Genomic DNA, 13,531 nt, shown 5'->3' with positions numbered 1-13,531 from the left:
ACTATGTGCAGACCGACAACGTGGAGTTGGGGTCGAGGCAGGGGTCGAAGGTGAAGATCACCAGGGTGCCGAGGACCACGATCACGATCGCGGCCGTGACCAGCAGCGCCTTCAGCCAGAACCGGGTCTGGTCCTTCTCGGCGTAGTCGTTGACGATCGTGCGCAGCCCGTTGGTGCCGTGCAGCATCGCCAGCCACAGCATCAGCAGGTCCCAGACCTGCCACAGCGGGTTGGCCCACTTGCCGGCCACGAAACCGAAGTCGAGCGCGGTGATGCCGCCGCCGAGCATCAGGTTCACGAACAGGTGGCCGAGCACCAGGATCACCAGGGCGAGCCCGGACAGCCGCATGAACAGCCAGCTGTACAGCTCGAAGTTGGTCTGGCCGGAGCGGTTCCGGCCGCCGCCCTTCAGGTTTCTCGACCGGCTGCTGGATCGGGGAGCCGCGATCTCGCTCATCTCAGCCTCCGAAGACGTGTGAGAGGTGCCGGATCACGAACGGCACGAACAGGACGACCCAGACGACGCCGACGCCGATCATCAGCTGCCGCTGGTAGCGCGGGCCCTTGGCCCAGAAGTCCACCAGGATCAGCCGGATGCCGTTGAACGCGTGGAACAGGATCGCCGCCACCAGACCGACCTCGAGCAGGCCGACGATCGGGTTCTTGTAGGTCCCGATGACCTCGTTGTACGCCTCCGGCGAGACACGGACCAGCGCGGTGTCCAGCACGTGCACCAGCAGGAAGAAGAAGATCCCGACACCGGTGATCCGGTGCGCGACCCATGACCACATGCCCTCCCGGCCGCGGTAGAGCGTGCCGGCTGGTTTGCTGGGCAAACCGTCCTCCGATCGGAGCTCCCGGGCCTGGCGGAATCCAGGCCGATTCGATGCTAATCCCGCCGCCCACCCCGAAATGTCCTGACAGGTGTGAGATCGGTCGCGTCGGTGGCCCGCCGCCCCGGGCCCGGAATGGCCCTCGACGGTGCCCCTCCGATGCCCTTGACTTCAACTGAGCTTGAACGAAAACACTGGCGGTTTCCGCTGAGAGGGGAGAGTTACGGTGAGTTTCTGGATCTGTGCGACGTGTGCGGTGGAGCACTCGGAGCAGGTCGAGGTGTGTGCGATCTGCGCCGACGAGCGGCAGTGGGTGCCCGCCGACGGGCAGCACTGGACCACACTCGAGGAGCTGGCCGCGGCCGGCACCGAGGTCACCATCGACGAGGTCGAGCCGGGCCTGTACGGCGTCCGCTCCAAGCCGCCGGTCGGGATCGGGCAGCAGTCGATGCTGCTGACAACCGCCGAGGGCAGCCTGCTCTGGGACCCGATCGGTTACCTGGACGACGACGCCGTCCGCCGGGTCCGCGCGCTGGGCGAGGTGGTGGCGATCGTGGCCAGCCACCCGCACATGTACGGCGTCCAGGTCGAGTGGAGCCACCGCCTCGGCGACGTGCCGGTCTACGTCTCGGAGGCGGACAAGGAGTGGGTCGCGCGGCAGGACCCGGTGATCAAGACCTGGTCCGGCGAGCTGACCCCGCTACCGGGAGTGACCTTGATCCAGCCCGGTGGCCACTTCCCCGGCAGCGCGGTCGTGCACTGGGCGAACGGTGCCGACGGCAAGGGAGTCGTCCTGTCCGGCGACACCATCTTCGCCAACCCTGACCGCACCTCGGTCAGCTTCATGCGCAGCTACCCGAACCGCATCCCGCTGTCGGGCGCCGTCGTCGACCGGGTGGCCCGCTCCCTCGACCCCTTCGAGTACGACCGCCTCTACAACAACTTCGGCTCGGTCATCCCGGTCGACGCCAAAGCCGTAGTCCGCCGCTCGGCCGACCGCCACGCCGCCTGGGTCCGCGGCGACTACGACCACCTGACCTGACGCCTGCAGCACGACAGTACGTATACGCCCACCAGGCCGAGGCCTCACGCTCAGCCAGGCGCCTCCCGGCGCCCGGCTGAGCAACACCTCCTGTCGAGCTGCCGCTCGTCAGGTCCTACCGACTGCCAGCCCGTCGATCTGGACGATCTTGCCGCTGGTGACGGTCCGCACGGTGAGCGTCCCGCTGAACAGCGTGCTCTGCACCGGCAGACCGAGCACGACCTGGTAGTGCGTCGTCGGGTAGGCGAGGTTCACCGTGGTCAGCAGCCGACTACCGGCGTACACCGCCACCGCCCCACACGTCGGGCACCGGGTGGCGATCAGGAAGAACCGCTTCCCCTGCACGGTCCGCGTCAGCGACTTCCCGTACGCCGTGGTTTGCGTGTCGGTCCCGAAGTAGAACTTCGACGACGCCCCACGAGCCCACCCGGTCGTTGCCATCGCCAACGACCGGTCGTCCAACGGCCGCGAGAAACACCGGTCCGCACTCCAGCCCCCGACGTTTCCGAACTTGTCCTTGGCCCGCACCGAGAAGCAGTACTCGTACCCGGCCGCCACCGAGACGTCCACCGAGGTCGCCGTGATCCCGGTCCACGGCTGGACGTACGCGCTGTACGCCCCCGCGGACGTCGCCCGCCGGTACCGCACGTCGTACGACGCCACGCCGCTCGCAGGCGCCACGTTGGTCGGATCCGTCGCCGTCACGGTCACCTTCGCCGTCGCTGCGACCGACGACTGGTACGCCGGTCCCGTCACTCGGGCTATCGGTCCGATCGCGTCTACCGTCAGCGTCCGGCGCGCCGTGGTGACCCTTCCGTCCGGCTCGGTCGCGGTGATCACCACGTCGGCTTCGCCGGGGCGCAGGCCGCTTACCTGGTACGGCGAGGTACACGGTGCCGCCGGTACGTAGAAGGTGACGGAGCATATGAACTTTGTGTCCGGGAGCAGCGCGGAGCTGTCGAACGGGATCGAGGTCTGCGGTCCGACGATCTCCGGAGTCGGCGCGATCACCGGACCGAGTTGCTGCCGGGCGATGTCTACGCGCGGGGCGGTGGTGTTGGTGTCGAGTTCGACACCTCCGTGGGTGCTCGGAGTGATGCTGGTGAGCTTGTTCCCGTCGCTCAATGCCAGCAGCGACCGCCCGTCCGGGCTCCAGTCGATCGACCGGACCCTCGAGTCCAAGGTCCTGGTCACCGTGATCGTCTGCGAAGAGAAGTCGGTCAGCTTGACGTCGGACCCGGAGCCGAAGGCGACCTGGTTGCCGTCGGGCGAGACCCGGACCGGCGCGCCGTCCGCGGCCGCTGTCGGCGCCGGCAGCGTAGCGATCCGGGTGCCGCCGGGCGTCGCCTTGATCCGGGCGAACCGGTCGTCACCGTCGAACCGGCGGTCCGAGACGATCAGGGTGTACGCGTCGGGCATCCAGCTCGGGCTGGTCACGTCGCAGGCGATCTTCACCCGTGCGCCACCTGCCGCTGGTACGACGTACACGCAGGGCGTCCCGTTCTCCGGCGACTGGAACGCGATCCGCGAGCCGTCCGGGGACCAGGAGAGATGGGTGATCGGCGCCGTGGACGTCAACAACTTGGCCGGTACGCCGAGTTGGCCGGGGGCGACAAGCCGGGTCCAGAGGATCTGCTCGGTATCGGTCGTGACGTACGCGAGCGCCCGGCCACCCGGCGCGGCCGTGAGCGACTCCTTGGGCGTGACGGAGTTGGAGTCCTGCGGTAGCGGTACGACGTACCCCGAGAGCGTCGATGTGGCGAGCTCTGTATCGGGCCTGCCGATCGTCACGGCGAGCTGGTCAGTAGCCCGGGTCGCCGTCTTCGGCGCGGTCGCCGGTCCTTCGCCGACATCGTTGATCACGGACAGCGCGTACTGCGTGCCAGGTTTCGGGTCGGGCTCGGTGACCGTGGTCCAGTCGCCGGCCGCCGGGTCGGCCGCGACCCGCTGGGTCGTCTCGACGCCGTCGAGGTAGCGGTGGACGACATACGCACGGACCGGTGTGCCGCCGGAGACCTTCCAGGTCGGCCAGTTCAGCACCAAACCCGAGTACGTTGGCACGACGCCGAGCCACTCGGGCGCCTTGGGCAGGGAGATCGAGGTGCCTGTCAGGCGGACTGTGCGTGGCTGGACGTTGCTGGACTGCGCGAGCAACAGGGTGTCGGTGAAGTCCCCGTAGCCGTACGTGCCGATCGGATCGAAGGTCAGATTCACCGTGCACGACGCACCCGCGGGCAGGGTCCAGCAATCGTCGCGATCCAGCTTCCAGACCGCGGTGCTCTGTGAGCTGAGGGACATGTTGCCGAGCCCCACCGGCTCAGTGCCGGTGTTGGTAAGCGTGAGCGGCAAGCTCTTCGGGGTGCCGACCATGACGCGGCCGAACTCCAGCTTGTCCGGTGCGATGGACAGCAGGCTGTAGCCGACCGCGCTCCGGTAGCGGACCTCGAGCCAGCCGGTCGGGTCGGCGCCGGTACAGGTGCTGATCGCGACTGAGGCGGCGAGCGTCTCCAGCTGCCCGTCGGCCGTGTAAGTGACCGCTTGGACGTGCACGGTCGTCGACGAGTCGCAGCTCTGCGCGCCCTGGGTCACCGTGATCGCCGATTGCGATCGCAAGCCGTAGTACCCCGGACCGGCGAAGAAGGCCGGGATCCTGATCTTCATCGAGCCGGCCGTCAGGGTTCGCGAACCGCCGACGGGGCCCGACGCGGTGACCGGACCGGCCGTCTCGTCGTGCAGCCAGGTGGCGCCTCCGCTGCGGTTCGCGTCGAGGGCGAGTACGTCGATGTCGCCGATCGCCGGTGCCTCCGCGACGCGGGTGGCGTGGAGTTCGGGGCTGGTGGCTGTTTCGGTATCCGTGGTCGCGACCACGCGATAGTCGGCGGCGGCACCGGCTGCGATGGTTTCGTCGACCCAGGTGGTGGTCGATGCGGCGAGCGATCCGCTGACATCCTGCCAGTCGGCCGTTTGTTTGCGTTCCACGCGGTACGCCGTGGCGTCGGTGGCCTCCCAGGTGACTCCGATGCCGGCGCGGGTGGGGAACACCTGCGCGGTCGGAGCGCCGAGGGCGGTTTCCTCGCCGAAGGCGGCGTGGGCGATGAAGGGGATGGTGATGGCTGCCAGGGCGGTGGCCAGGGCGGCGCGGAACAGGGCGGGTTTGCGGGCGCGGCGCATTGAATCTCCAGGGCAGGGGACTCCGGCGCACCCCGAGTGGCACCGGCGAAAGGGAGAGACTTACCGCCTTTCTGGGCCTGACCGCAACACTCTTGCCGCTTCCTGCAAGTGTGGTCAGCGGACAGTCGCCGGGCGCTTACGCAGCGAGGCGGCTCTGGGCCAGGCGGTGGTGGAGGGTGAGCATGCGGTCGATGCAGGATTGCCAGGTGTAGAGCTCTGCGCGGTGGCGGGCGGCGGCGCGGCGGTTGGGATGCTGGGCCAGGGCCAGGACGGCGTCGGCGAGGGCCACGGGGTTGGCGGGGGCCCAGCGGCCGCAGGAATCGTCGACGAGTTCTCGGGCGCCGCCGGTGTTGGCGGTGACTACCGGAGTGCCTGCGGCCAGGGCTTCCAGGACTGCCAGGCCGAAGGTTTCGCCGGGGCAGACGGACAGGGCGACGTCGGCCTCGGCGAGGTGTTTGGCGAGGGTACGGCGGCCGTCGACGTAGCCGTGGAAGGTGACGGGTGCGTCGCCGGCGATCTCGATCAGCTCGTCGAGGTGCGGGCCGGTGCCGTAGACGTCCATCCGGACGTTCACGCCGCGGCGGTGGAGCTCTGCCGCGGTGGCGACGGCGAGGTGCGGGCTCTTCTCGCGGGAGAGTCGGCCGGCGTGCACGAGCTTCAGAACCCCGTCGTCCGAAGGCGAACCCAGTGACGGGTGGAACGTGTCGAGGTCGACGCCGAGCGGGATCCGGACCAGCGGGGTCGTCACCTCGTCGAACTCGGCGGCCGCGTACCGCGAGGTGACCACCACGGCGTCGTACGTGCGGCCGAGGATCTTGTACAGCGCGGCGACCGTGGCGACCATCCCGAGCTGGCTGTACTTCACGCCGTCCGCGCCCCACCACTGCGTGCCGACGCCGAGCATCCGGCCGGGCCGCAGTACGTCGTTCCCGCCGAGCTGGCCGGGACGCGCCGCGCCGAGGGCGAGCATCGCGTCGAGGCGTTCGTGGCTGAACAGCACCGTGCCGATGTCGTTCTTACGGGCCCAGCGCGCGACCGGGAGCAGCGTCGACTTGTCGGAGATCTCGACCGTGGTCGGCCGGAAGCGCTTCAGGACGTCGATCACGGTCCACGGCGTGGTGATCAGCCGGTACCCGCCGCTCACCTTCGGCGCCTTCACCCGGACGATCGTGCCGAGCTCGGTCTCGACCACCGAGTCCCGCTCGCCGGGCGTGATCACGATCCGCTCGGCGCCGGCCTCGACGTACCCCTGGCCGATGTGCTCGATCGCGGTCCGCATCCCGCCGGACGTCGGCCCGACGAAGTTCGCCAGCTGCGCGATCCGCAGGCCGCTCATGCAACCCGCCGTACGGCGGCCGCGTCGCGCAGCACCTCGGCGTAGTGACGGTCGACCAGGTCGTCGACGACCGCGGGCCAGGTGCGCGACTGCACGCGTTGCAGGCCGTTGGCAGCCATTCGGCCGCGGGCCGTCGGGTGGTCGAGCAGGGTCTTCACGGCGGCGCGCAACGAGCCGGGCCTGCCTGGCTCGAAGAGCAGGCCGTTCTCGCCGGGGTGGATGAGGTCGAGCGGGCCGCCGGCGGCCGGGCCGACGGTCGCGACACCGGAGGCCTGCGCCTCCTGGATCGTCTGGCAGAACGTCTCGTGCTCGCCGGTGTGCACGAACACGTCCAGGCCGGCGAAGATCGACGCCAGGTCGGCGCCGCGGCGCATCCCGAGGAAGGTTGCCGTCGGCAACGCGTGCTCGAGCGCGGCGCGGTCCGGGCCGTCGCCGACGACCACGATCCGGCAGTCCAGGTCGGCCAGTTCGGCGAGCCGCCGGACCTTCTTCTCGGCCGCCAGCCGGCCGACGTACCCGACGATCGGCTTGCCGTCCGGAGAGATCTCCCGGCGCCACTGTTCGTCCCGGTTCGACGGGTCGAAGAGATCGAGGTTCACGCCGCGGCCCCACCGGTACACCCGCGGTACGCCGCGCTGCACCAGTGCGTCGACGGCCGAGGTCGAAGGCGCGAGGGTCCGGTCGGCGCGCGAGTGTGTCCGCCGTACCCAGCGCCAGATACCCCGGTCCGCGGCGGCGTACCAGGGGTACTGGCGGGCGAAGCCGGCGATGTCGGTCTGGAAGATCGCGACCGTCGGTACGCCGAGCCGGCGCGCCGCGCGCAGCCCGTACGCGCCGATGATGAACGGCGAGGCGAGATGCACCAGGTCCGGCCGGAACTCGGCCATCGCCCGCTCGATCGAGGGGTCCGGCAGACCGACCGGATACTCCTTGTAGCCCGGCGTCCGGAAGCTCCGCGCCCGCAGCACCGGGACGTCGCCGTAGCTGTCCGGACCCGGGCCGGGGGCGATGATCAGCAGCTCGTGCCCGCGGGCACGCAGCCGGTCGGCGACGTGGCGAGCCGTGTTCGCCACGCCGTTGATCTGCGGCAGGAAGGTCTCGGCCACCATCACGATTCGCACATCTCGAAGGTTCCTCACCGACCATGAACCCTGGGCGACGCTCTCGTGACACCGCGTCGATGCCCTGGCGACGGCTGCAGGGCCTTGAAGTGTCCTTCAGGTTGCCACCGGGCTGTGCTTGGTTAGTCGGATGCGAACTCTGGGCATCGCCGCCGAGGCGGCCGTGCGTGATGAGGCACGGCCGCCTCGGCCACCGTTACGGCGTACCGAGCAGGTGGGACATCGACCGTTGGACCAGGTCGGTGCGCATCGCCTGCGTGGTGAGCCCTTCGGCCCCGAAGCCGAGGTACACCGTGTCCGGCGTGGTCACACCGGCACCCTCGACGAAGGCGGTCGTGGTGCGGATCCAGTCGTTCGGATTCGCCGCCGAGCCGGCCGGCGCACCCGCTACTGTCCAGCCGCCGAGGTCGGTCTCGAACGACGTCTGCACGGTCGTACCGGCCGTGACCGTGGTGTCGTCGACGAAGGTGCCGAGGCCCTGGGTGCTCCAGTCACTGACATAGCTGATCGAGAGTTCCACCTGATGTCCGGCGTACGGCGCGAGATCGACCTTCCAGTCCTGCCAGCCCGCGCTGGAACCCGTTGCCGCGTTCCAGCTTCCGGTGGTGCCGGTCGCTGAGCAGTCCGAGCCCTGGTAGTGCGCGAGCTGCGGATGCAGTGCCACCCAACCGGCCGGGCAGCTCTGGCCGGTGTCCTGTGACGTGTGGCCGTTCAGGTCCGGCATCGTTGTCCAGTCATCCTGTCCGACGGTGTGGGCCTCGACGAAGACGTAGTCCCAGTCCGCCTCGGTGTTGTAGGAGATCTTGAACGACACGGACGGCTGGGTACTGGCGGTCACGCTGGTCAGATCCACAGTGCGCGCCAGCCGCTTGTAACTGATGTCCGCACGCTGGCTGTAGACGTAATGCGAACCCGTGAACGGCTCGAACGGCGCACCACCCGGCCGCTGCCACTTCAGCGGTGCCGAGCTCGCGAACTGCGGGAACTGGGCCGCCGGCAACACACTCGACGTGAGGACGTACGCGTTGGTGTGGTCCTGGTTGTTGGCCGAGTCGCCGCCGTTGAGTGTCCCGGCGAACCCGTTGAACGCACCTGATGTCCCGGTGATCGAGAACGGCGTCCCGTTACTGTCGCTGCCGCTGTTGTCGACCTGGGCGTAGGCGCCGAGCCAGTACTGCTCGAAGTCGTTCAGCAGCGGGAGACACGGGTACGCCTGCGGCGTGGTGCACTCGCCCTGCTGCTCCTCGAACGGGTTGTAGTAATACGCGCCGTCCTGGTTGCTGGCGAAGCCGGCGTACTTGCCTGTGTACAGCAGCTTGCCGCCCTCGTTCAGGTAGTCGCGGACCGACAGTTCCAGGTCGAGCGCCAGTTCGGCCGCCGTACCGCCCGGCTGGCCGATCTTGCGGGTGATGATGTCGTTGCCGGTCTCCCACACCACTGCCTTGTAGTGCGACAGCACACCCAGCGGGTGCGGCGCGGTCCGGTTGTTGGCGTCCACGTCGTACACGTCCGAGGTGATGCCGGCCGCTGTGAGCGCGGTCGCGTAGCTGGAGGCGTACCGGGCCGACGTGAGGCCCTGTGCCGGGCTGGCGCCGGTGACGTCCTCAGCGGCCAGGATCAGGACCTGTCCACCGATGTCACTGGCCACGTGGTACGTGAAGTGCTCGCTGGAGACTGCTCCGGTTCCGACCTTGTTTCCGGTGAACCACACCTCGACGGAGTCGCCGGGCTTCGTCCGCCGGACGGTGCCGCGGAACTCGGCGTAGTACCGGTCGCCGGTGTCGCCGTACCGCTCGCCGCCCTTCCACTCCGCGACCTTGTCGTCGATCGCGTCGCCGCCGTTGATCCGGTAGTTGATCCGCAGGTTCTTCAACGCCCGCTTGGCGATCACCGCGACCGGCTGGGTGGTGCCGTACGAGACCGTGAACGGGTCGGCGACCAGGTCAGCGGCCTTCCGCCCGACCACCGAGACCGGGTCGTCGGGGTCCTGCGCGGACTTCGCGACCGACAGCGCGAACGGGATGTTCTTGGCGAACTCGGCCTGGATCAGGCCCTCGTCGTCGGGGAAGCTGAAGACGCTGACGCAGTCCTCGGGCAGCCACTGGTCGTTCGGGTTCGCGGCCGACACGGTCTGGCAGGTCGACATCTCCGGCGTGAACGCCATCGTCCCGTAGGTGTCGGTCACGTGACCGTCGGTCTCGCCGTTGGTCGTGTAGAGCTCGGCCGAGATGTCCGGGTCGTACCCCGGTACGGCGGGTTGCGCGTCGTCGCCGGCCTGCGCCTCGGCGATCACGTCGTCCGGCGTGGGCGTGCTCACCTGCCAGCCGACGCCGTACAGCAGGAGCTCGGCGGCGGAGTGGTAGTTGATCAGCTCGGTGAAGCGGACCCTCTGGAACAGCTGGTCGAGGGCCTTCGTCTCCGGCTCGGAGCCCGGGGCCGGGCCACGGTACGTGTCGCTGCTCGGGTCGGGGGACGAGCCCTCGTTGTCGTAGCCCCACTTGGTCGCGAGGTTCCGGTTCAGGTCGACGCCGTCGCCCGGGGCGGTCTGCCCGTCACCGTTGTTGTCGCGCAGGTTCTTCCGCCACAGCCGGTCGCCGACGAACGTGTAGTCGTAGCCGTCGGGGTTGGCCACCGGCAGGAACCAGAGCTCGGTGGTGTTCAGGATCTTCGTGGTCTCGGCGTTCTGGCCGTAGCCGTCGATGACGTAGTGCATCAGCCGGCGCACCATCTCCGGGGTGATCCACTCGCGGGCGTGCTGGGTGCCCGAGTACAGCACCGAGGGCCGGGAGCCGTCGGTGACCTGGCGGGCGTCCTTGGTGACCTTGACGGCGACGATCGGCTTGCCCTGCACCGTCGTGCCGATGGTGACGAGTTTGGCCAGGCCGGGGTTCGCGGCCGCCGTCTGGGTCAGCTCTTCGAGCAGTCCGCCGGCCCCGCTGTACGGGCGGAACACCGTCGGGCCGGCCGCCGCGAGCCGGGCGGCCTCCTCGCTGGCGGTGTGGCCCTTCACCTTCTTGACCTTCAGATCGACGCCGTCCGAACGGAGCTTCGCCGCCTGCCGCTCCGACATGACGACCTCGACCCTCGTCGTGCCGCCGGCGCCCTTCCCGGTGGCGAGGTCGGCCCGGTCGACGCCGACGTCCACGACCTTCTGCAGCTGCTGGGCGTCGAGGTCGCCGACGTACACCTCGAGCCCGTCACCCCCTGGCGCCGGCGCCGCTGTCGCCGCCTGCCCCACGGCCAGTCCCCCCGCTACGACGGCCAGTACCGCGATGAAAACAGCAGTTCTCCGCATGTCGCCCCTCCCCGGTCGACGGTGCATATGGCGGCAGCCTGATGTGACCCACGTCACGAGTCAACAGTTCACGGCGCGTGCTCGATCTCACCCGCTGGTGCATACCAGTGCGGTGGTGGTTCGGAATACCGTGGGGGGATGAGTCATCGCAGCGAGTCGGGGTTCGAGTTCGCGCCGGTGTACGGGCCGCTGGACGGGTTCGACCCGGCGGCCAAGCTCGGGGAGCCGGGGCAGTTCCCGTACACCCGCGGCGTCTACCCGACGATGTACACCCGGCGGCCCTGGACGATGCGGCAGTACGCGGGGTTCGGCACCGCCGCCGAGTCGAACCAGCGGTACCACCAGCTGATCGACCACGGGACGATGGGCCTGTCGGTGGCGTTCGACCTGCCGACCCAGATGGGGTACGACTCCGACGCCCCGATCGCGCACGGCGAGGTCGGCAAGGTCGGGGTGGCGATCGACTCGATCGACGACATGCGGGTGCTGTTCGACAAGATCCCGCTGGACCAGGTGTCCACCTCGATGACGATCAACGCGCCGGGATCCGTGCTGCTCCTGCTGTACCAGCTGGTCGCCGAGGAGCAGGGCGTGTCCGGGGACAAGCTCACCGGCACGATCCAGAACGACGTGCTGAAGGAGTACATCGCCCGCGGCACCTACATCTACCCGCCGAAGGAGTCGCTGCGGCTGATCAGCGACATCTTCGCCTACTGCCAGGCGGAGCTGCCGCGCTGGAACACGATCTCGATCTCCGGCTACCACATGGCCGAGGCCGGGGCGACGCCCGCGCAGGAGATCGCGTTCACGCTCGCGAACGGGATCGAGTACGTCCGCGCCGCGGTCGCCTCCGGGCTGGACGTCGACGAGTTCGCGCCGCGGCTGTCGTTCTTCTTCGTCGCCCGCACCACGTTCCTCGAGGAGGTCGCGAAGTTCCGTGCGGCGCGGCGGATCTGGGCGCGGGTGATGCAGGACGAGTTCGGCGCCCGGAACCCCAAGTCGCTGATGCTGCGCTTCCACACCCAGACCGCGGGCGTGCAGCTGACCGCGCAGCAGCCCGAGGTGAACCTGGTGCGGGTCGCGATCCAGGGCCTGGCCGCCGTGCTCGGCGGGACCCAGTCGCTGCACACCAACTCGTACGACGAGGCGATCGCGCTGCCCACCGAGAAGGCCGCGCGGCTGGCGCTGCGTACGCAGCAGGTGCTGGCTTACGAGACCGACGTGACCGCGACGGTCGACCCGTTCGCCGGCTCGTACGTCGTCGAGTCGCTGACCGACGAGGTCGAGGCCGCCGCGGTCGAGCTGATGGAGCAGGTCGAGGAGTACGGCGGCGCCGTCGCCGCGATCGAGAAGGGCTTCCAGAAGCAGGAGATCGAGCGCTCGGCGTACCAGATCGCCCAGCAGATCGACTCCGCGGAACGCGTCGTCGTCGGCATGAACAAGTTCCGGATCGCCGACGAGGAGCCGTACGAACCGCTCCGCGTCGACCCGGCCATCGAGGCCCAGCAAGTGGACCGCCTGGCGACCCTCCGCGCCACCCGCGACCAGTCCGCGGTCGACGAGGCGCTCGCCGCCCTGAAGAAAGCTGCCCAGGGCAACGACAACTGCCTCTACCCCATGAAACAAGCGTTGAAAGCCCGAGCCACCGTAGGCGAGGTCTGCAACACCCTCCGAGACGTGTGGGGCGTCTACGTCCCCGCCGACACCTTCTGACCAACACCTGGAAGGCACCGCCCAAAGGACACCGCTTCGCGGCGGCTGTCTTCTGCCGCCTTCGGCGGGTGCGCGACTGTGGTGTCGGCCGGAGTGCTGCCGGCGCGATGGAATGTGGTGGACACCGCTTCGCGGTGGCTGTCTTCTGCCGCCTTTGGCGGGTGCGGATCAGGTGTTGTTGCTGGGGTGCCGCGGCGCCGGGGCTGTGGTGCGGCGGGTGATGGTCACCGCTTCGCGGTGGCTGTCTTCCTGCCGCCTTCGGCGGGTGCGCGACTGTGGTGTCGGTCGGAGAGCTGCCGGCGCGGTGGAATGTGGTGGCACGGGTGATGGTCACCGCTTCGCGGTGGCTGCCTTCTACCGCCTTCGGCGGGTGGGCGACTCTGGTGTCGGGGCCGGAGTGCTGCCGGCGGCGTGGAATGTGGTGGCACGGGTGATGGATACCGCTTCGCGGTGGCTGTCTTCTGCCGCCTTCGGCGGGTGCGCGTTGTGGTGTCGGCCGGAGTCAGCGGCGCTCATCGGATGTGGTGTGACGGGGAAAGGACAGCGCTTCGCGGCGGCTACTTGTCGGTCGCCTTCGGCTGCGTGGCCACGGCCCGCCGCCGGCCCGCGGCGGCACCGGGGAATTGGTGTGACGGGTAAAGGTGCCGCTTCGCGGTGGCTGTCTTCTGCCGCGTTCGGCGTTTGCGGATCGCGTGTTTTGCTGGAGTGCGGCGGCGCCAGGAATGTGGCGTGACGGCGTCGTTTCGCCGGAGTCAACCCCGGCGTCGGCGGCGGTAAGTACACAGGTCGACCGCGGTCCGCCGTTCGTGCGTGGTGACGAGAGCCGACCTGCACGGTGCGCAGTCGTGAAGGCTCGGGAAACCGACGGACGTCCGCAGCAGGTTCCGGAGGGTCATGTCGCTGCCCGGCGGCCTGCGAACCGGAGCGAGTTCATGCGCCTGACGGCTCGGTTGCGCGTCAGACGAAGTCGCTGGACGGGGCGGTCGCCCATGGCTGCGACGTGCTGCTTGCTCTTCCAAC

General features: G+C 69.2%; 8 protein-coding genes. 2 read left to right on the top strand and 6 right to left on the bottom strand.

Annotated elements, in window-relative coordinates; all coding sequences use genetic code 11:
• Position 1 precedes the first annotated feature (1 nt).
• Both ABZW60_RS03960 and sdhC read right to left on the bottom strand, forming a co-directional pair.
• Entirely contained in the window at positions 2-457 is a 456-nt protein-coding gene (locus tag ABZW60_RS03960; protein ID WP_355473765.1) for a succinate dehydrogenase hydrophobic membrane anchor subunit, read from the bottom strand.
• Between the two features lies 1 nt (position 458).
• The gene (gene sdhC / locus ABZW60_RS03955) at positions 459-836 is read right to left on the bottom strand and encodes a succinate dehydrogenase, cytochrome b556 subunit (protein ID WP_355473764.1); all 378 of its coding nucleotides are present in this window, start codon (positions 834-836) and stop codon (positions 459-461) included.
• Positions 837-1,059: 223 nt separating this feature from the next.
• On the opposite strand from sdhC, the gene ABZW60_RS03950 reads away from it, so the two are divergent.
• Complete coding sequence (locus tag ABZW60_RS03950) at positions 1,060-1,875, top strand: MBL fold metallo-hydrolase (RefSeq protein WP_355473762.1); 816 nt, start codon at positions 1,060-1,062, stop codon at positions 1,873-1,875.
• 108 nt (positions 1,876-1,983) lie between these two features.
• Here ABZW60_RS03950 and ABZW60_RS03945 read toward each other — a convergent pair whose 3' ends face one another.
• The 4 genes from ABZW60_RS03945 to ABZW60_RS03930 all read right to left on the bottom strand — a co-directional run bounded on the left by ABZW60_RS03945 (position 1,984) and on the right by ABZW60_RS03930 (position 10,798).
• On the bottom strand, positions 1,984-5,046 hold the full coding sequence (locus ABZW60_RS03945) for a hypothetical protein (RefSeq protein WP_355473760.1): 3,063 nt from the start codon (positions 5,044-5,046) through the stop codon (positions 1,984-1,986).
• A gap of 136 nt (positions 5,047-5,182) precedes the next feature.
• The gene (locus tag ABZW60_RS03940; RefSeq protein WP_355473758.1) at positions 5,183-6,382 is read right to left on the bottom strand and encodes a glycosyltransferase; all 1,200 of its coding nucleotides are present in this window, start codon (positions 6,380-6,382) and stop codon (positions 5,183-5,185) included.
• Positions 6,379-7,503, bottom strand: a complete 1,125-nt coding sequence (locus tag ABZW60_RS03935) for a glycosyltransferase family 1 protein (RefSeq protein WP_355473756.1) — start codon at positions 7,501-7,503, stop codon at positions 6,379-6,381. Before ABZW60_RS03935 ends, ABZW60_RS03940 begins: the two co-directional genes overlap by 4 nt.
• A gap of 196 nt (positions 7,504-7,699) precedes the next feature.
• Entirely contained in the window at positions 7,700-10,798 is a 3,099-nt protein-coding gene (locus tag ABZW60_RS03930; RefSeq protein ID WP_355473754.1) for a M14 family zinc carboxypeptidase, read from the bottom strand.
• Positions 10,799-10,936: 138 nt separating this feature from the next.
• Between ABZW60_RS03930 and ABZW60_RS03925 the strand changes: the two genes are divergently transcribed.
• The gene (locus tag ABZW60_RS03925) at positions 10,937-12,511 is read left to right on the top strand and encodes a methylmalonyl-CoA mutase family protein (protein ID WP_355473752.1); all 1,575 of its coding nucleotides are present in this window, start codon (positions 10,937-10,939) and stop codon (positions 12,509-12,511) included.
• Positions 12,512-13,531: the final 1,020 nt, after the last annotated feature.

Source organism: Kribbella sp. NPDC003557, from assembly GCF_040610805.1.
Classification (GTDB): Bacteria; Actinomycetota; Actinomycetes; order Propionibacteriales; family Kribbellaceae; genus Kribbella.
The sequence above is the reverse complement of the archived record's forward strand: the minus strand, read 5'-3'. Positions and strand labels throughout refer to the sequence as shown.